General features: G+C 51.8%; 16 protein-coding genes and 1 rRNA gene. 9 read left to right on the top strand and 8 right to left on the bottom strand.

The features are described 5' to 3' along the window. Window positions 1–260 precede the first annotated feature (260 nt). From rsmG to rpmH, 7 genes are all read right to left on the bottom strand, one after another. Window positions 261–995 carry a 16S rRNA (guanine(527)-N(7))-methyltransferase RsmG gene (gene rsmG / locus E5161_RS10840; protein ID WP_136777841.1) on the bottom strand — a complete coding sequence of 245 codons (735 nt, stop codon included), beginning with the start codon at window positions 993–995 and terminating at the stop codon, window positions 261–263. Between the two features lie 3 nt (window positions 996–998). Then, window positions 999–2903: a tRNA uridine-5-carboxymethylaminomethyl(34) synthesis enzyme MnmG gene (mnmG, locus tag E5161_RS10835; protein ID WP_136777840.1), complete on the bottom strand. Its 1905-nt coding sequence runs from the start codon at window positions 2901–2903 to the stop codon at window positions 999–1001. Between the two features lie 16 nt (window positions 2904–2919). Beyond that, on the bottom strand, window positions 2920–4296 hold the full coding sequence (mnmE, locus tag E5161_RS10830; RefSeq protein WP_136777839.1) for a tRNA uridine-5-carboxymethylaminomethyl(34) synthesis GTPase MnmE: 1377 nt from the start codon (window positions 4294–4296) through the stop codon (window positions 2920–2922). A gap of 108 nt (window positions 4297–4404) precedes the next feature. Beyond that, window positions 4405–5022, bottom strand: coding sequence for an RNA-binding cell elongation regulator Jag/EloR (jag, locus tag E5161_RS10825; RefSeq protein WP_136777838.1), 618 nt, complete (start codon window positions 5020–5022; stop codon window positions 4405–4407). Continuing rightward, on the bottom strand, window positions 5019–5813 hold the full coding sequence (locus E5161_RS10820; RefSeq protein ID WP_136778152.1) for a YidC/Oxa1 family membrane protein insertase: 795 nt from the start codon (window positions 5811–5813) through the stop codon (window positions 5019–5021). Before E5161_RS10820 ends, jag begins: the two co-directional genes overlap by 4 nt. Before the next feature lie 148 nt (window positions 5814–5961). Further along, window positions 5962–6387, bottom strand: a complete 426-nt coding sequence (gene rnpA, locus E5161_RS10815) for a ribonuclease P protein component (protein WP_136777837.1) — start codon at window positions 6385–6387, stop codon at window positions 5962–5964. A gap of 108 nt (window positions 6388–6495) precedes the next feature. Continuing rightward, complete coding sequence (gene rpmH / locus E5161_RS10810) at window positions 6496–6630, bottom strand: 50S ribosomal protein L34 (RefSeq protein ID WP_136777836.1); 135 nt, start codon at window positions 6628–6630, stop codon at window positions 6496–6498. Window positions 6631–7162: 532 nt separating this feature from the next. On the opposite strand from rpmH, the gene dnaA reads away from it, so the two are divergent. The 6 genes from dnaA to gyrB all read left to right on the top strand — a co-directional run bounded on the left by dnaA (window position 7163) and on the right by gyrB (window position 13457). After that, the gene (gene dnaA / locus E5161_RS10805; RefSeq protein ID WP_136777835.1) at window positions 7163–8512 is read left to right on the top strand and encodes a chromosomal replication initiator protein DnaA; all 1350 of its coding nucleotides are present in this window, start codon (window positions 7163–7165) and stop codon (window positions 8510–8512) included. Window positions 8513–8662: 150 nt separating this feature from the next. Further along, window positions 8663–9802, top strand: a complete 1140-nt coding sequence (dnaN, locus tag E5161_RS10800) for a DNA polymerase III subunit beta (protein WP_136777834.1) — start codon at window positions 8663–8665, stop codon at window positions 9800–9802. Window positions 9803–9812: 10 nt separating this feature from the next. After that, window positions 9813–10028, top strand: coding sequence for a S4 domain-containing protein YaaA (gene yaaA / locus E5161_RS10795; protein ID WP_136777833.1), 216 nt, complete (start codon window positions 9813–9815; stop codon window positions 10026–10028). Window positions 10029–10061: 33 nt separating this feature from the next. Then, window positions 10062–11180 carry a DNA replication/repair protein RecF gene (gene recF, locus E5161_RS10790; RefSeq protein WP_136777832.1) on the top strand — a complete coding sequence of 373 codons (1119 nt, stop codon included), beginning with the start codon at window positions 10062–10064 and terminating at the stop codon, window positions 11178–11180. A 33-nt stretch (window positions 11181–11213) separates the two neighbouring features. Next, on the top strand, window positions 11214–11459 hold the full coding sequence (gene remB, locus E5161_RS10785; protein ID WP_136777831.1) for an extracellular matrix regulator RemB: 246 nt from the start codon (window positions 11214–11216) through the stop codon (window positions 11457–11459). Window positions 11460–11546: 87 nt separating this feature from the next. Then, a complete protein-coding gene (gene gyrB, locus E5161_RS10780; protein WP_136777830.1) occupies window positions 11547–13457 on the top strand; it encodes a DNA topoisomerase (ATP-hydrolyzing) subunit B in 1911 nt (636 codons plus the stop codon). A 45-nt stretch (window positions 13458–13502) separates the two neighbouring features. Here the strand turns inward: gyrB and E5161_RS10775 are convergent, their stop codons facing one another. Further along, window positions 13503–14276, bottom strand: coding sequence for a YheC/YheD family protein (locus E5161_RS10775; RefSeq protein WP_136777829.1), 774 nt, complete (start codon window positions 14274–14276; stop codon window positions 13503–13505). A gap of 255 nt (window positions 14277–14531) precedes the next feature. Between E5161_RS10775 and gyrA the strand changes: the two genes are divergently transcribed. The 3 genes from gyrA to E5161_RS10760 form a co-directional block, all read left to right on the top strand. Beyond that, entirely contained in the window at window positions 14532–17006 is a 2475-nt protein-coding gene (gyrA, locus tag E5161_RS10770; RefSeq protein WP_136777828.1) for a DNA gyrase subunit A, read from the top strand. Window positions 17007–17066: 60 nt separating this feature from the next. Continuing rightward, a complete protein-coding gene (locus tag E5161_RS10765) occupies window positions 17067–18137 on the top strand; it encodes an HD-GYP domain-containing protein (protein ID WP_136777827.1) in 1071 nt (356 codons plus the stop codon). A gap of 297 nt (window positions 18138–18434) precedes the next feature. Then, window positions 18435–18787, top strand: a 16S ribosomal RNA gene (locus E5161_RS10760); the annotation flags it as partial.

Here is an 18787-nt window from a genome sequence, read left to right as displayed (position 1 = left end):
AGCGCCGTGAGGCGGTTGTGCGGCTACTTCGTTCTTCTTTTATTATGTAAGTATTCGCCGTACCTTCGTTCAATTCCTGCCTCTGAAAAAACTTTCACACCATGCGGTCTCTGGAGACAGAATCTCCTTTCCTATTATACTTCAGCGAAATGAGAGTGGCTATAGTACAAAACGAGTAGAAAACCTCAAAATAAAAAAATGTTTCACGTGAAACATGCTCGACATCTTGCCGAAATGTTTCACGTGAAACAAATTGTTCATTAACACTGCAGAAGCGGTTCTTTTAGTGGTGTACCCGGTTTGCGCGGATACGCCTTGGGTGTCGGATTTGATTTGGCGATCACGATCAAATGACGTTCAGAGCCTTCACCCGGCAGTTGGAAACGCAGAACCTCCTGCAGTGATGCATTGAGTTTCTGCATGCTGTACCGGCTCTCTTCAAGTTCCTGCTCGATGTCCGATCCTTTCATGGCGATAAATCGACCGCCGGTCCGAACGAAAGGAAGACAGAACTCGTTCAAAACGGCGAGTCGAGCAACCGCTCGGGCGGTGACGATATCATAACGGTCTCGGTGCTCGAGTTTCCGAGCCACCTCTTCGGCCCGCCCGTGGATACAAAGTACATCGGATAATCCGAGGCGGGAGACAACTTCCTCTAAAAAGCGGATTCGTTTGGCCAACGCATCCACGATCACAACCTGAAGATGGGGAAAAACAATTTTCAACGGAATCGACGGAAAACCGGCGCCTGAACCGATATCAGCCATAGATGACGCATCTCCGAATCCGGAAATCTGAGCAACCGTCAACGAGTCGTAAAAATGTTTCTCATAAACTTGTTCCCGCTCCGTGATCCCGGTCAGATTCATTTTTTCGTTCCACTCGACAAGCAGTCGGTAATAGGTTTCGAACTGCTCCAGCTGTTTCTCTGAATCGCGCAGTTCAATTCCCCGTTCGGTCAATCGTTCCGCAAACCGTCGTTGAATTTCGTCCATTCGTCACCCCTGCGCCGCGGCCGCTGCCGTCACTCGGTTGTAATGTTCAAGGTGAACCAGCAGGATGGAGAGATCCGCGGGTGTTACGCCGGAAATCCGAGAAGCCTGACCAAGAGACAGCGGCCGCACTTTCGCCAGCTTCTGCTTTGCCTCAGTAGCCAAACCATGAATGATTTCATAATCGATATTGTCGGGAATCCGTTTTTTCTCCATTTTCTCCAGACGTTCGACTTGCTGCAGCTGCTTTTCGATATATCCGGTATATTTGATCTGAATCTCGACTTGCTCCTTCATATCTTCCGACAATTCGACGAGAGCCGGAGACAGCTTCGCGAGCATGTCATACGACACTTCCGGCCGGCGGAGCAGCGTCACACCGTCTACCGTATTTTGCAGAGGTGCGGATCCGCAAGCGGCCAGCATCGCCTGAACTTCTTCGTCAGGGCGGAACTTCGTTTCCTTCAGACGCTCGATCTCCGCTTCAACACGGGTTTTCTTGTCCAGAAACTTCTGATAGCGCGATTCCGGAATCAGTCCGATTTCGTATCCAAGCGGCGTCAAACGAAGATCCGCGTTGTCATGGCGAAGCAGCAGCCGGTACTCCGCGCGGGAGGTGAGCAAGCGGTAGGGCTCGTTTGTTCCTTTGGTGACCAAATCGTCGATCATGACACCGATGTAACCTTTGGAGCGGTCGATGATGACCGGGCTCTCGCCTTTCACTTTACGGGCTGCGTTGATTCCCGCCATGATGCCTTGACCGGCCGCTTCCTCATAACCGGAAGTCCCGTTAATCTGGCCTGCCGTGAACAAGCCGTCCACGAGCTTCGTTTCCAAGGTAGGCCAAAGCTGCGTAGGAACGACGGCATCATATTCGATCGCGTAACCGGTTCGCATCATCTCCACTTTTTCCAAACCGGGAATCGAACGCAAAATGTTCAGCTGCACATCCTCCGGCATGCTCGTGGAAAGTCCTTGCACATAATACTCTTTCGTATTGCGGCCTTCCGGCTCCAAAAAAATTTGATGCTTCGGCTTATCCGCGAAACGAACGATCTTGTCCTCAATAGACGGGCAGTAGCGCGGACCGGTTCCTTCAATCAAGCCGGAAAACATCGGAGCGCGGTGCAAATTGTCGTTAATGATCCTGTGGGTTTCCTCGGATGTATAGGTCAACCAGCAAGGAAGCTGATTTTGCGAATGTTCCATATATTCCGTTTCATAGGAAAAATACTTGGGCTTGTCGTCTCCCGGCTGAATTTCGGTTTTGTCGAAATCAATCGTGTCCTGGTGAACGCGCGGCGGTGTACCCGTCTTGAAACGAGCAAGCTGAAAGCCAAGCCGGCGAAGCGCCTCCGACAATTTAATCGAGGGCTGCTGGTTGTTCGGACCGCTTTCGTACATCAACTCTCCCATGATGACTTTCCCGCGCAGATAGGTTCCCGTAGTAAGCACGACCGCCTTGGCGCCATATTCGGCCCCCGTCTTCGTCACGACTCCGCGAACTTTGCCGTCTTCCACGATCAAGTCCTCCACCATGCCTTGACGAAGGGTCAAATGGTCCTGCTTTTCGATCGTCTCCTTCATGGCATGCTGGTACAGAAATTTATCTGCTTGCGCACGCAGCGCGTGAACGGCGGGACCTTTCCCCGTATTAAGCATCCGCATTTGGATGAACGTTTTGTCGATATTGCGGCCCATTTCGCCGCCCAATGCGTCGATTTCCCGAACGACGTGACCTTTAGCCGGTCCACCAACCGACGGATTACAAGGCATGAAAGCGACCATGTCCAAGTTAATCGTCAGCAGCAGCGTCTCGCAGCCCATCCGTGCGGAAGCCAAAGCCGATTCGACCCCGGCGTGACCGGCGCCGATCACGATCACATCATAATCCCCTGCGTGATATCCCATCGTTTGTCCCTCCTTCTTATTTTCCTAAACAGAATTTCGAAAAGATTTCGTCCAGCAGCGATTCGCCCGCCGCGTCACCGAGAATTTCCCCAAGCGACTCCCAAGCCGATGCGATATCGATTTGCGTTAAATCGACCGGAATTCCTTCATCCGCCGCCCGAACCGCATCCTCAAGAGAAGATTTCGCTCGGTGCAGCAAGGCAATATGCCGGGCGTTGCTTACATAGGTTAAATCCGCCGCCTCGACCGAACCGCTGAAAAATATTTGCGAAACGGCTTTTTCCAGTTCATCCAGTCCGATGCCTTCTTTGGCGGACAAAAATACGATGCGGTCGTTTGCATAATCTTTCTTCACTTCCTCAAGATCCAACATTGCCGGAAGATCGATCTTATTCACCACAACAATCGTGGACCGGTCCTTCAACTGCCGCAGCAGCTCTCGCTCATCTTCATGAAGCGGCTCGTTACGGTTGATGACGAGCAAAATCAAATCCGCTTCGTTCAAAGCGGTCCGAGAGCGCTCGACGCCAATCCGTTCCACGACATCGCTCGTTTCGCGAATGCCTGCCGTATCGAGAAGGCGCAGCGGTATACCTCCGAGTGAAATCGTCTCCTCGACAATATCGCGGGTCGTACCCGGAATATCGGTCACGATCGCCTTATTTTCGCGCGCAAGCGCATTAAGCAGGGAAGACTTGCCGGCATTCGGACGGCCAACGATGGCCGTCACGATGCCCTCTCTTAATATTTTCCCTTCATCTGCCGTTCTCAGAAGCTCCTCGATCTGCTTCAAGGCCGACTGGCAAGTGTCTCGAATCACACCTGCCGTCACTTCCGCCACGTCGTGTTCCGGATAATCGATATTAACTTCCACATGCGCTAGTAGCTCAATCAAACTGGACCGAATCGGAACGATTCGCTTCGAAACGGATCCTTCCGCTTGTTTCCGAGCTAACTGAAACGCTCTTTCGGATTTCGAGCGAATCAGGTCGATGACAGCTTCAGCTTGCGCGAGGTCGATTCGGCCATTCAGAAACGCGCGCTTGGTGAATTCACCGGGTTCAGCCATTCGGATGCCGCGCCGCAACAGCAGTCCAAGCACGGATTTCACCGCCACCATGCCGCCGTGCGTGCTCACTTCGACCACGTCTTCCGCCGTAAACGATCTTGGCGCTCTCATGACTGTGACCAGCACTTCGTCCAGCACTTGCTCATTTTCCGGATCGCGAATCCACCCATAATGAACCGTATGACTTGCGGCGGAACGTAAGTCCGTCTTCGACCGGAACACGCCGGCCACGGTATCCACCGCTTCCGGACCGCTGACACGAACGACAGCGATGCTTCCTTCTCCAAGCGCGGTTGCGACCGCCGCGATCGTATCCTCGACCATGGTCTTCCCTTCTTTCCTTCATTGTTAACAGCGTTCCCGCAAGGGCGCCCTTATAGCAAAAAAACGCAATGATCCGCGAAGCGGAAGCCATTGCGTGGTCACGCCTGTTCATTTGAGCGCGATGACGATGCGCCGGTTCGGTTCATCTCCCTGGCTGTAGGTTCTCACCTGCTGGTTGATCTGCAGCCTGGCGTGGATAATTTTTCTTTCCTGCGCCGTCATCGGTTCCAGGACGATTTCCTTCCGTGTTTTGATCACACGGCTGGCCATCCGTTCCGCCAATGCCTCCAATGTTTGTCGGCGGCGTTCGCGGAACTGCTCGGCATCAAGGACGATGCGAAGATGTCGGTTCGAATGGCGATTGGCCACGATGTTGACGAGATACTGCAGGGAGTCGAGCGTTTGGCCGCGTCGTCCGATCAAGAGCCCCAGGTCCGAACCTTTCAGATTCAAAAGGACACCGTCTTCCTTTTCGGAACGCTCAACCGTAACCGACAAGCTCATGGCCGCGGACACCTCGCGCAAAAATGCGATCGATTCATCTACGGCATCACGCAGCAATTCCAGTTCCACTCTCGCTTCTTTGACTCCGATGAGTCCGAACAGCCGTTTCGCCGGCTGCTCCAACACCGTCACTTTCACCCGGTCTTCCCCGACGCCGAGCCGGGTTAGACCGTTACGTACCGCTTCCTCCACCGTTTTCCCTGATGCCAAGACTTTATTCATTTGGCATGGGCCCCCTTCTTACTTTTACCGCGGGATTTTCCTTTGCCGCTTGCTTTGGCGTTCGGTGCCTTTTCGGGTTCTGGCTGGTTACGCACATACATGAAGTAGTTTTGCACGATCGTATAAAGGTTGCTGAAAATCCAGTACAACGGCAATGCGACCGGGAAATTGAGCGCCATCACGAAGATCAGCACCGGGAATACCATCATAATCCCTTTCATGGGACCCATCGCTTGCTGCTGCTGCGCAGACATCATTTTCGATTGGATGAAGGTGGTGATCGCCGCGATTATCGGAATGAGATAGTAGTACCAATGGCCCTCGCTCGGCTTTAAACCGAGTTTCATTCCGAGGAATGTGTGCCCGTATATATTCGAATTCATATAAATCGAATTGTAAAGCGCAATAAATACAGGCATTTGAACAATAAGCGGCAAACAGCCCGCCAATGGATTGACCTGATGCGTCTGATACAGCTTCATCATCTCTTCTTGCTGTTTGCGCGGATCATCCTTGTACTTTTCCCGGATTTGTTTCATTTCCGGCTGCAGGGCCTGCATAGCTTTCGTATTCTTATACTGCTTAATCATCAGCGGAAGAATAATCGTCCGCACGATGATAGTCAGCAGCAGAATGGCAATACCATATTCGCCGCCGAACCAATCAGCGAACTTGTCCAGTGCGAAGGAAAACCAATGTACCACGTTCCGAATCCACCATGAGGAACTGTTGGCCATTTCTGCTGTCGTGCTGTGTTTGCCGGTAGGCGTACACCCCGATAACAATGTCATCAGCGCCAATCCGCCAACGACGATCCACCATTTGCGATTTCGCAGCAAAACCTCTAGCTCCTCTCTAAACTCCCTCAAAAAGTCACATGATCAATATACCATAAGAAGAAACACAAAATAAAGCAAAGAAGGACGCGGAAGACACCGCTTACTTGCCCGGATTTTGGCGAGGTCTGCCTCCAGCAGGACGCGCTCCTTCCGCTTTTCGCGGCTGTGCGCCGACGGCAGGCTTTCCGCCCTTCATCAATCCGGCTTTGCGGAGCACGTGAAGAACGCTTCCTTCCATCTCTTTATACGCCAAACGGAGCGCAGGCTTGCGAACGATCAGAATGAGATCGAACTGCTCCTGCAGCTTGCCCGCATTCAGTCTTACAATTTCCTTCACCCTCCGCCGCATCCGGTTGCGAACCACGGCGCCTCCCAGTTTGCTGCTGGCCGACACGCCTAAACGGAAACAGCCTTGCTCCGTTTGTTTTCGCCAGTAAACGACGAACTGAGAATTCGCAAACGAATGGCCGTGGCGGTAGATCCGGTTGAAATCTTCCCGTTTTCGCAGCCTCATTTTTCTTTGCATGGCCGTCGCTCCACCATTCCTGCCGCCATTTACAGTTACCCGCGGCCTGTTCCTCATCATTTTCTACAATAAATAAGAAAAAAAGACCACCGCAGTGGTCTTTCATTCTTAAGCCGTCAGTACTTTGCGACCTTTTTGGCGGCGAGCTTTCAGCACTTTGCGGCCGTTCTTCGTGCTCATCCGCTTGCGGAAACCGTGAACCTTCTTCCGCTTGCTCACATTCGGTTTAAATGTCGGACCCATGACTCGTATACCCCCTTACCGTAAACTAACGTCCCTTTATATGAGGACTACGGTTATGCACCTATGGATTGCAAACTCACGTCTTTTAATTTAAGCACGCAACCGCCCAAAAGTCAATAAAAATCCCTTCTGTGAATTTAGACTTATACACATGTGCATAAAAAAGAGAGCGCAAAATGTCGAAATACATCAAAAGTCGAATTATCTCACAATTTATCAACAATATCTTGTGTTGTGCACATTCGACATCCACAAGTTATTGAAATTGTGGATAACACGTTCAATTTCGTTGTATTTCGAGGGTTTGTCTGCTATGATTAGACATGTCTTTCGCTGTGGATTTCTTCTTTTTCCCCGATTTTTATCAACACCCTGTGTATAACTTTGTGAACAATTCTCCCTTCATCTGGACAACCCTACAAAGAATTCAGGGAATTTTGTGGATAACTCGATCCGTCTGTTGAACTTCGAAGTTTCCTTTCTTTGAATCGCTCTTTGATGTCCTGCAACGGGTAATAAGGAGTGAAGTTTTGTGGATAGCCGAAACGGCGACATCTGGAATCAGGTGTTGTCGGTCATCCAAACCAAATTAAGCAAACCCAGTTTCGACACCTGGTTCAAATCGACCAAAGCTTCATTCCTAGGAGATGATGTCGTGGTGGTTACCGCTCCGACAACTTTTGCCGCGGAATGGCTGGAGACAAGATATACGAAACTGGTTTCTTCCACGATTTCCGATTATACCGGACGCCCAGTGGAAGTACGATTCGCCATCGAAGAGGTGCGGCCCGCGGAACCTCCGGCGCCGTTCCCGCAAATTCCGGCAGTCAAAACGGCTGTACCGGAAGATAACATGTCGATGCTGAATCCCAAATATACTTTCGATACATTCGTCATCGGAGCGGGCAACCGGTTCGCGCATGCGGCTTCACTCGCCGTAGCGGAAGCGCCGGCCAAAGCCTATAATCCGTTTTTTCTCTATGGAGGAGTCGGACTCGGAAAAACGCATTTGATGCATGCGATCGGACACTACATATTGGAACATAATCCCCATATGAAAGTGCTCTATATTTCATCCGAGAAGTTCACGAACGAATTCATTAACGCCATCCGCGACAATCGCGGAGAGAGCTTTCGCAACAAGTACCGCAACATCGACGTGCTGCTGATTGACGATATTCAGTTTTTGGCGGGCAAGGAAGGAACGCAGGAAGAGTTCTTCCATACCTTTAACGCGCTGCATGAAGAACATAAGCAAATCGTCATTTCCAGCGACCGGCCGCCCAAAGAGATTCCTACTTTGGAAGAAAGGCTGCGTTCACGATTCGAATGGGGCCTCATCACCGACGTTCAGCCGCCGGACTTAGAAACCCGCATCGCCATCCTTCGCAAGAAAGCGAAGGCCGAGAATTTGGATATTCCTAATGAAGCGATGATGTACATCGCGAACATGATCGATACGAACATCCGCGAATTGGAAGGCGCCTTAATTCGCATCGTGGCGTATTCCTCGCTTACGAATCAGGACGTATCGTCCCATTTGGCGGCGGAAGCGTTGAAAGATATACTGCCTACCGGACGCAACCGGATGATTACGATCCAGGACATCCAACAGCGGGTCGGGGAATTCTACGGCCTCAGGCTGGAAGACTTTAAAGCCCGCAAACGCACGAAAGCCGTCGCATTCCCGCGTCAAATCGCGATGTATCTGTCCCGGGAATTGACGGACTATTCGCTGCCCAAGATCGGCGACGCATTCGGCGGACGCGATCATACGACCGTCATTCACGCGCACGAGAAAATCTCGCAGCAGTTGAAAGTCGACCAAGAGCTGTACAAAATTATCAACACACTTACGGAGAAAATCAAAAATTTGACGTGAATAACGACGGCGCCTATACACAACTCATGCACATGTGGATAGGCGTCCTTTTCGACTTTATTCGTGTTATCCACATATTCACGCCGCCTATTACTACGGCTATAATAATTTATATAGATATAATAAAGGTGATTCGACGAGGTGACCCCATTGAAATTGACCATATTACGACACGAATTGAACGAAGCGATTCAGAACGTCTCCAAGGCGGTATCTTCGCGAACGACGATCCCAATTTTGAGCGGCATCAAAATGGATGCCACATTCAGCGGCGTTACATTGACGGCAAGCGACACCGATATTTCGATCCAAAGCTTTATTCCTTTGGAGACCGCGGACAAAACGATCGCCACGGTCGAAAGAAACGGCAGCGTCGTGCTTCCTGCGAAGTTTTTCGTGGAAATGGTCAAAAAATTGCCGCAGGAAGAAGTCCACATTGAGGTAACCGATCGTTTTCAAACCATTATTCGATCGGGATCCACAGACATTCAGCTGGCCGGACTTGATCCGGAAGAATTCCCCGTTATGCCGACGATTGCCGAAGATCAGGTGTTTTCCATTCCCGGAGATCTGCTGCGCGACTTGATCCGGCAAACGGTATTTTCAATTTCGACCAATGAATCTTCCCCGATATTGACCGGCGTATTATGGAATTTGCAGGACAGCGTTCTGAAATTTGTGGCGACCGACCGTCATCGTCTGGCAAGCCGCACGGCATCCGTCGAGACGAAGGAAGTCCGTTTCTCCAACGTGGTGATTTCAGGCAAAACATTGTCGGAATTGGCCAAAATCGTACCGGATCAAAATGTCATGGTCGACATCGTGGTTGCAGATAACCAAGTATTGTTCAAGCTGGGAAATGTTTTATTTTTCTCCCGAATGTTGGACGGGACCTATCCGGATACTTCCAAGATTATTCCGCAAACTTTTAAAACAGAACTCGTCTTAAATACGAAAATGCTGAGCGATGCGATCGACCGGGCGTACCTGCTGTCCCGGGAAGAGAAAACGAACATCGTCCGCCTATCCACAACGGAAGGCCAAGGGATCGAAATTTCCTCCAGCTCCTCCGAGCTCGGCCGTGTGCAAGAGCAGTTGGATGCGGCAGAGCTGAACGGCGACCCCCTTCGGATCGCCTTCAACTCGAAATACATGTTGGACGTGCTGAAAGTCATCGACAGCGAAGAGCTGTTCATCGGTTTCACAGGGGCGATGAGCCCGATCATCATCAAGCCGCGGGATCACGACAACAGCCTGCATTTGATTCTTCCATACCGAACGACGAATTGAGGACAACGCGATGAAAAAGATTGCGATATCCGGAGACTATATTACGCTCGGTCAACTGTTGAAGCTGGCCAATTGCATCGGTACGGGCGGAGAAGCGAAAGCTTTTCTGCAGGAAAAAGAGGTGCTCGTGAACGGTCAGCCGGACAACCGGCGAGGCCGCAAACTCGTGCCCGGCGATACGGTCGAGGTGGAAGATTGCGGAAAGTTCACCATCAGCAATAGCTGATCGCGACGCTCACAGGCTGGAAAGGAAATTTCTATGCTGCTGAAATCTTTAGAGCTGCAAGGCTATCGGAACTACGAAGCCTTGCAGCTATCTGTCGGTTCGGGCGTGAATATTTTTATCGGTCCGAACGCGCAAGGAAAGACCAACCTGCTGGAGGCGATACATGTCCTGGCGCTGACCAAATCGCATCGTACGTCCAAGGACAAAGAGCTGATCGGCTGGAACGCTTCCGCAGCCAAGATCCGCGCCGAATTGGAGCGCAAGCACGGCACCGTATCGCTGGAGCTGCAAATTTCGGCCCAAGGCAAAAAAGCGAAAGTCAACGGACTGGAGCAGCGCAAGCTGAGCGGATTCGTCGGTTCGCTCAACGTCGTGCTGTTCGCGCCGGAAGATTTGGATATCGTCAAAGGAGCCCCGGGCGTGCGCCGCCGATTCATGGACATGGAAATCGGACAGGTGCACCCCGGGTATTTGTACGATCTGCAGCAGTTCCAGAAAGTGCTCCAGCAACGGAACAATTACCTGAAGGCGACCGACTTGTCCAGGTCATCTCCGGAAATGTTGGAGGTATGGAACGAACAGTTGGCGGCATATGGTGTTAAAATGATGAAAAGAAGGCAAAACTTTATTCATCATCTGCAACAATGGGCCGATAAAATACATGCGGGCATCACCGGAGACACCGAGAAGCTGACGGTTGAATATCGTCCGTCTTTCGGGCAGGCTCAGGACGGCGTGTCCCAAGATGAATCTTCTTTATTCAAGCAATTTATGATAAAGTTAACTCAGAACAAAGAGCAGGAATTTCGGCGCGGCGTGACGCTTACCGGTCCTCATCGGGACGATCTGGCGTTCTTCATCAACGGCAAGGATGTCCAGTCTTTCGGTTCCCAAGGACAGCAGCGAACGGCCGCTTTGTCCCTCAAACTCGCAGAACTTGAACTCATGCGGGAGGAAATCGGGGAATATCCGCTTTTGCTGCTTGACGACGTGCTTTCCGAACTGGATCAAACACGGCAAACTCAGCTCATCGAAACGTTTCAAAGCCGGGTGCAGACGTTCATTACAACGACAGGCCTGGAAAGCGTCAACATGAGCAAATTGCGGGATGCCGCCGTTTTTCATGTCCGGAATGGAGAACTCATGCGGTAACCGCTGACTGCCGTTGTCGGAAGGAGGAGGCCTATGTATATACATCTCGGCGGCGAGAAAATCATTCGAACCTCGCAGCTCGTGGCCATCTTTGACGTATCCATCGAGCAGTCTTCCAAACTGTCCAGGCAGTTCGTGGCGCAAGCGCAAAAAAATCGCGGAGTAGAGGCGATCGGAGAGGAAGAGCCGAAATCCATCGTCGTAACGGAGGACCGGGTGTATTATTCCCCGATCTCCACGTCCACGCTCAAAAAAAGAGCGCACCATATGGACGGTTGACAGACAGGCGGAAAGTAACCCTTCTATTCCGCCGGCAGGCATGGATTACAGCTCGGCAATGCAAAGAAGGCGGTGGAGGATTTGTCCGTGAATGCTCAGCAGCATACGTATGATGAAAGTGATATTCAGGTACTCGAAGGTCTTGAAGCGGTACGCAAACGTCCCGGCATGTACATCGGATCAACGAGCGGCAAAGGCTTGCACCATCTCGTATGGGAAGTCGTAGACAACAGTATCGACGAAGCACTTGCGGGATATTGCGATAAAATACAAGTTATCGTGCATGAAGATAACAGCATCACCGTAATCGACAACGGCCGGGGCATTCCGGTCGGCGAAAATGTGAAGCTGAAAAAATCAACGCTCGAAGTTGTCATGACCGTACTTCATGCGGGCGGTAAATTTGGCGGCGAAGGCTACAAAGTGTCCGGCGGTCTTCATGGCGTCGGCATATCCGTCGTGAACGCTTTGTCCGAGCTTGTCATCGTAACGGTCAAGCGTGAGGGTCATATATTCCAACAGGAATATCGCCGCGGTGTTCCGCAATCCGACATCAAAATTGTGGGAGATACGGACGAAACCGGAACGACAACTAGGTTCAAGCCGGATCCGGAAATTTTCACCGAGACGACGATTTATGAATATGACGTGCTGGTCGGTCGTATTCGTGAACTTGCGTTCCTGAATAAAGGCATTCAAATCTCCATCACCGACGAAAGAACCGGCACGAGTGAAACGTTCAAATACGACGGCGGTCTTAACGAATTCGTGCTGTATTTGAACCGGACGCGCGAGCCACTGCATGAGCAGCCGATTTACGTCGAAGGAACCAAAGACAATATCGCGTGCGAGATCGCGCTGCAATATAACGCTGGGTATACCGAAAATATTTATTCGTTTGCGAATAACATCAATACGCATGAAGGCGGAACGCACGAATCCGGCTTCAAGAGCGCATTGACGCGGATCATCAACGATTACGCGCGCAAAATGGGCTTTGTGAAAGAGAACGAGTCGAACTTTACCGGCGACGACGTCCGTGAAGGACTTACCGCTATTATTTCCGTGAAAATTCCGGAACCTCAGTTCGAAGGTCAGACGAAGACCAAGCTGGGCAATAGCGAAGTACGCGGAATTGTAGAATCGCTCATTGCCGAGAAGCTCATGGAGTTCATGAACGAAAATCCCTCCGTGGCGCGCAAAGTGGTGGAAAAAGGCCTTCAAGCCTCCAGGGCGAGAGAAGCGGCCCGCAAAGCGAGAGAGCTGACACGGCGCAAAAGCGTGCTGGAAGTCAGCGCGCTGCCGGGCAAGCTGGCGGATTGCTCGTCCAAAGACGCCTCCATTTGCGAATTGTATATCGTCGAGGGCGACTCTGCGGGCGGTTCGGCGAAACAAGGCCGCGACCGGCACTTCCAAGCGATTCTTCCGCTGCGCGGCAAAATCCTCAACGTGGAGAAAGCGCGGCTGGAGAAAATTTTGGGCAATGCCGAAATCCGGGCGATCATTACAGCGCTTGGTACCGGCATTGGTGACGATTTCGATATCACCAAAGCCCGTTATCACAAAATTTGCATCATGACGGACGCCGACGTTGACGGAGCGCATATCCGCACGCTGCTGCTGACTTTCTTTTACCGGTACATGCGCAAACTCATCGAAGAAGGCTATGTGTACATTGCGCAGCCGCCGCTGTTCAAAATCGAACGCAACAAAGTGGTGCGCTATGCTCAATCCGAGAAGGAACGCGACCAGATTATCGCGGAATTCGGTGAAGGCACGAAGATTAACGTACAGCGTTACAAAGGTTTGGGCGAAATGAACGCGGAGCAGCTGTGGGAAACCACGATGGATCCGGAGAGCCGCACCATGCTTCAAGTGAGGATCGAAGACGCCATGCAGGCCGATTTGATTTTCGATACGCTCATGGGCGACAACGTCGAACCGAGACGCGATTTCATTCAGCAATATGCGAAGTTCGTCAAAAACTTAGATATTTAACGTTCGGAACGGGGGTGTCTCTTCCAGGAGATGCCCCCTTCCGGTTTACCTGCGCCGCCTTTTATACCCGACTCGGCCGTATGCGGCGGCGAAGCGGTAGATGCGGCGAAAAATAGAGCGATCCGGCAGTTTCCGGAAAATATACGGATCGGGCTTCGTGTTCACTTCCAAAATCCATGGTTTTCCTTGCCCATCGACGGCTACATCCAGACCGATTTCTTTAATGCCGGGAAACTTGGTCTCCATCGCGACGGCACAACCGGTGCCTAGTTTGCGAAGGAAGGAAAGGAAACGTTTCATATCCCGAGCGGCGAGCCAGCCGGCCAACAGTTTCTCCACCGGCATCAGCGTTCCTCCGTTATGGTAGTTCGTCACGATTTTTCGCGGGTGGGCAAGCCGGCCGATTACACCGCTGGAAAGCCAACGAGAGCGGGGTGTTTTTTGCACCATCACCCGAAGATCGAAGCGGCGGCCGCGGTGCTTCAGCAGTTCGATTCCTTGCTGAACCAAGTAAGGCTTGGGCAGTTTGACCTTCTCCAACTCGCGAAACATCTCATCGAAAGATTCGAATCGATATTGCCTCGTACCGGATTGGAATACATACATCAAATTTATCCCGTTTCTTTTTGTTACCCGGATGACACCTTTTCCGAACGTACCGTTGTCCGGTTTCACATAAATCATCCCGAATCGGTCCAGCATGGCGTTAACCGACTCGCGGTTGTATGGACAAGTCTCCGGGAGGAACGGCTTCAAATCCGGCGCTGAACGCAGGACTTCCGTTTTGGCCCATTTACTGCCCACGAGTTGGATGGACATGGGGTTATCCAACCTTTCCCGGCGTCATTATGATATAATGGTCTTATTCCGTGATTCAGAAATTATGGCCTAAGCGCTATCTTTTCTAAATCACCTCGACATAAACTTCTTAAGCCATCCTACAGGACGGCTTCAGCCGTTTATGCTCGTTTTTTCACTTTATGACGGTTTACATCCAGCGGTGTGCAGGCGACTGCCCCAAGTATCCCGGACGTGCGGCTGCATTCGACGGGTCATCGAGTAAGGAGGATCTTCATGACGGAAGAGCAACGCTCCCATATTCAAGACCGAGATATCGGTACGGAGATGCGGGAATCGTTTATGGATTATGCAATGAGCATCATCGTCAGCCGTGCGCTTCCGGATGTGCGCGACGGTCTGAAACCGGTTCACCGCCGGATTATGTATGCCATGTCCGAGCTTGGCATGGCGCCGGACAAGCCTTATAAAAAGTCTGCGAGAATCGTGGGCGAAGTGATCGGTAAATACCATCCGCACGGCGACTCGTCGATTTATGAGGCTATGGTCCGGATGGCGCAAGATTTTTCGCTTCGTTACATGTTGGTCGACGGTCACGGAAACTTCGGATCCATAGACGGGGATTCCGCGGCCGCGATGCGATATACGGAAGCGCGAATGTCCAAAATCGCTTTGGAACTGCTGCGCGATATCAATAAAGAAACGGTTGACTTTATTCCCAACTATGACGGTGAGGAACAAGAACCTTCCGTACTGCCCGCCCGTTATCCGAACTTGCTCGTGAACGGCAATACGGGCATCGCGGTCGGCATGGCGACGAACATTCCTCCTCACAATATGACGGAAGTCATCAACGGCACGCAGGCGCTCATCCGTAATCCGGAGCTTTCCGCGCTGGATTTGCTGGAATACATTTCGGGACCCGATTTCCCGACTGCCGGCATCATTCTCGGCCGTGAAGGAATCCGGCAGGCGTACCAGACCGGACGCGGCTCCATCACTATGCGGGCGCGCGCCGAAATCGAAGAAGTGAACGGCAAAGCACGCATCATCGTTCACGAGCTCCCTTACCAAGTCATCAAAGCACGTCTGGTAGAGAAGATTGCCGAACTCGTGCGCGAGAAAAAACTGGACGGCATCACCGATTTGCGCGACGAATCGGACCGCAACGGCATGCGCGTTGTGATTGAACTTCGCCGCGACGTGAATCCGAACGTCGTCTTGAACAATTTGTACAAGCATACGGCGATGCAATCGACTTTCGGCATCAATATGCTGGCGATCGTGAACAAAGAGCCGAGAGTGCTCAACCTTCGCGATATGCTGCACTACTATATTGAGCACCAGATAGAGGTTATTACCCGCCGTACCGAATATGATCTCAAAAAGGCCGAGGCGCGCGCTCATATTCTCGAAGGGCTGCGCATTGCGCTCGATCATTTGGACGAGGTCATCGCGCTCATTCGGGGTTCACGGACGACCGACGAGGCGCGTGACGGGCTCATGTCGCGCTTCGGTCTATCGCAGGATCAGGCGCAAGCGATTCTCGATATGCGTCTGCAGCGTCTGACCGGTCTGGAACGGGAGAAGATCGAGCAGGAATATGTTGAGCTGATGGCCAAAATCGCCGAGTACAAAGCGATACTCGCTGATGAGCAGCTGAAGCTCAATATCATCGACGAAGAGCTCGAGGAAGTGAAACAAAAATTCGGCGATGAACGCCGTACCGAAATCACTCACAGCGACAGCGAAATTCTCGATGAGGATTTGATTCCACGGGAAGAAGTCATCATTACGATGTCGCATTCCGGCTATATCAAGCGTCTGCCGATCACCACTTACCGCAGTCAGAAGCGGGGCGGCCGGGGCGTTACCGGGATGGGTACGAAGGAAGACGACTTTGTCGAGCATCTCTTCATTTCCAATACCCATCATTTCCTGCTGTTCTTTACGAATAAAGGACGGGTATTCCGGCTTAAGGCATATGAAATTCCGGATCTGAGCCGTACGGCACGCGGAACGCCGATCATCAACTTGATCCAGATCGAGCAAGGCGAGACGATCAACGCGGTGATTCCAGTGGAAGCGTTCGAGCCGAACAAATATTTGTTCTTCGCAACCCGCCATGGTGTCGTGAAAAAGACGCCGCTCGACGATTATTCGAATATCCGGAAGGTCGGCCTGATCGCCATTTCGCTTCGGGAAGACGACGATCTGATCGGTGTTAAACTGACCGACGGAGAGCGGGAAATCATCATGGGAACGAGCGAAGGCATGTCCATTCGCTTCAAAGAAAACAATGTACGGTCGATGGGACGTTCGGCGACGGGCGTGAAAGGAATTCAGCTGGACGACGGCGACCGTGTCATCGGCATGGACGTAGTGGAAGAAGACCGCGATGTGCTGATCGTTACCGCCAAAGGTTACGGCAAACGGACGGCGGTTTCCGAATATCGGACACAGACACGCGGCGGCAAAGGAATCAAGACGCTGAACGTAACCGAGAAAAACGGGGCGATCGTCAGCCTCAAGGTCGTACATGACGACGAAGATCTCATGATCATGACGACGTCGGGTACGCTCATTCGGACCAGCATGTCCGGCATCAATACGATGGGACGAATCACGCAAGGCGTGAAACTGATCAACATCCGGGAAGATGACGCAGTCGCCTCGGTTACCCGCGCACCGCGGAACGAAGAGGAGAACGCTGAAGAAGACGACGCGGATGAAGAGCAAGTGACCGAATAGTTGTCCTGCCCCTCTCGGAGCCGGAGGGGCGTTTGATACTACGTTGGAGGAGGACGCCGTATGCCGGTGGTTTCTGTCTCGCAAGCCCACGTCGGCGACCGTCTGCTCACCGACGTACAGACCGCTTTAGGCAGCGTGCTTTTGCAAGAAGGACGTACACTTTCGGAACGCGATCTGGAAATATTACAGGCTTTTCTGATTCCGTCCGTTGATGTTCTTCGTGCGGAAGATTATGAAAAAATCGCTGGGTCCGAGGAAATAGCCGCCACGACGTCCGTCAAACGATCAACGCTGCAGAAAGAATTCGCCGAAATGGAGAAGCTGCTCAAACGCAGCTTTGCTTCAGCCCAAGCGGGGATGAAGCTTCCCATTTTTGAATTGCGGAACGGACTCACGTCTTTGCTGAAACACATCGATGAGTATAATGTGCTCAGCTTCGTCGTCATGTCCTCCTCCGGCAAAGAAGATGTCTATGTGCGAAACGGTGTGCTTTGCGCCATGACCAGCTATATGCTGGCCAAATGGAACAATTTCCCCGAGAAGGATTGGATGCAGATCGCGATGGCCGGACTGCTGCACGATATCGGCAACGTCCGGGTGGATCCGGCCATTTTAAACAAGCCAAAAGTACTCACGACCGAGGAATTGCAGGAAGTCCGGCAGCATACCGTTTACGGTTTTAAGATGCTGGAAGGCGGTACGGCGATTAACCAGGGCGTATGGCTCGCAGCTTTGCAGCATCACGAAAGAGTCGACGGAAGCGGATATCCGATGCGGGTCAAAGGGGATAAAATTCACCCTTATGCCAAAATCATCGCGATCGCCGACGTGTACCATGCGATGACTTCGGACCGTAAGTATAAAAAGGCGGAATCTCCTTATTTGGTACTGGAGCAGCTGCAGACGGAATCGTTCGGCAAATTGGATGCCGTATACGTTCAAACGTTTATTGAACGCGCTACGCAATTCCAGAACGGCGTGTTCGTCAAACTCAGCGACGGACGAATCGGAGAAATCGTGTATGCCGACCGGAACAATCCGACCCGTCCGATGGTATCGGTGGGCGGCAAGATCGTAAATCTGATGCAGGAACGTCAATTATTCATCGTCGAAGTGTTTGCCACCAGCTGAACGTGACCGGAATCCTCGGCTTGAGACCGACGGATTCCGGTCTTATTTTGTAGAAGAATAACGCCCGAAATACAGGGAAAAATAAACAGTTGCATTGGATTGCTCAGCGTGGTATATTATTTAAGTCGCCGTTGGGCGGCACGGTAAGAAAAGCGAGGCCGAAAAGTTATTCGAAGCCAAGCTGAATTGCTCCTTGAAAACTGAACATCGAGCGTAATACGGACCCTGTCGTTTCATTTGAGACGATGGACAACGATTTAAAATTGAGCCATCATGGCTCTCTAATAAAGATTTACCTTTATAGAGAGTTTGATCCTGGCTCAGGACGAACGCTGGCGGCGTGCCTAATACATGCAAGTCGAGCGGATCTCTGAGGGAGCTTGCTCCGGAAGCGGTTAGCGGCGGACGGGTGAGTAACACGTAGGCAACCTGCCTGCAAGACCGGGATAACATTCGGAAACGGATGCTAAGACCGGATACGCAGTTTTCCCGCATGGGGAGACTGGGAAAGACGGAGCAATCTGTCGCTTGCAGATGGGCCTGCGGCGCATTAGCTAGTTGGTGAGGTAACGGCTCACCAAGGCGACGATGCGTAGCCGACCTGAGAGGGTGAACGGCCACACTGGGACTGAGACACGGCCCAGACTCCT

This window comes from Cohnella pontilimi (assembly GCF_005049045.1).
Classification (GTDB): domain Bacteria; phylum Bacillota; class Bacilli; order Paenibacillales; family Paenibacillaceae; genus Cohnella; species Cohnella pontilimi.
Note: the sequence above shows the minus strand (reverse complement) of the source record. Positions and strands in the feature narration are given on the sequence as shown.

Coding starts and splice junctions, on each gene's coding strand:
- jag (WP_136777838.1), bottom strand. CDS start 5,022: ATGAATAAAGTCTTGGCATCAGGGAAAACGGTGGAGGAAGCGGTACGT.
- rsmG (WP_136777841.1), bottom strand. CDS start 995: ATGGACGAAATTCAACGACGGTTTGCGGAACGATTGACCGAACGGGGA.
- rpmH (WP_136777836.1), bottom strand. CDS start 6,630: ATGGGTCCGACATTTAAACCGAATGTGAGCAAGCGGAAGAAGGTTCAC.
- mnmG (WP_136777840.1), bottom strand. CDS start 2,903: ATGGGATATCACGCAGGGGATTATGATGTGATCGTGATCGGCGCCGGT.
- remB (WP_136777831.1), top strand. CDS start 11,214: ATGTATATACATCTCGGCGGCGAGAAAATCATTCGAACCTCGCAGCTC.
- E5161_RS10775 (WP_136777829.1), bottom strand. CDS start 14,276: ATGTCCATCCAACTCGTGGGCAGTAAATGGGCCAAAACGGAAGTCCTG.
- mnmE (WP_136777839.1), bottom strand. CDS start 4,296: ATGGTCGAGGATACGATCGCGGCGGTCGCAACCGCGCTTGGAGAAGGA.
- gyrA (WP_136777828.1), top strand. CDS start 14,532: ATGACGGAAGAGCAACGCTCCCATATTCAAGACCGAGATATCGGTACG.
- recF (WP_136777832.1), top strand. CDS start 10,062: ATGCTGCTGAAATCTTTAGAGCTGCAAGGCTATCGGAACTACGAAGCC.
- rnpA (WP_136777837.1), bottom strand. CDS start 6,387: ATGCAAAGAAAAATGAGGCTGCGAAAACGGGAAGATTTCAACCGGATC.
- E5161_RS10765 (WP_136777827.1), top strand. CDS start 17,067: ATGCCGGTGGTTTCTGTCTCGCAAGCCCACGTCGGCGACCGTCTGCTC.
- E5161_RS10820 (WP_136778152.1), bottom strand. CDS start 5,813: ATGACATTGTTATCGGGGTGTACGCCTACCGGCAAACACAGCACGACA.
- yaaA (WP_136777833.1), top strand. CDS start 9,813: ATGAAAAAGATTGCGATATCCGGAGACTATATTACGCTCGGTCAACTG.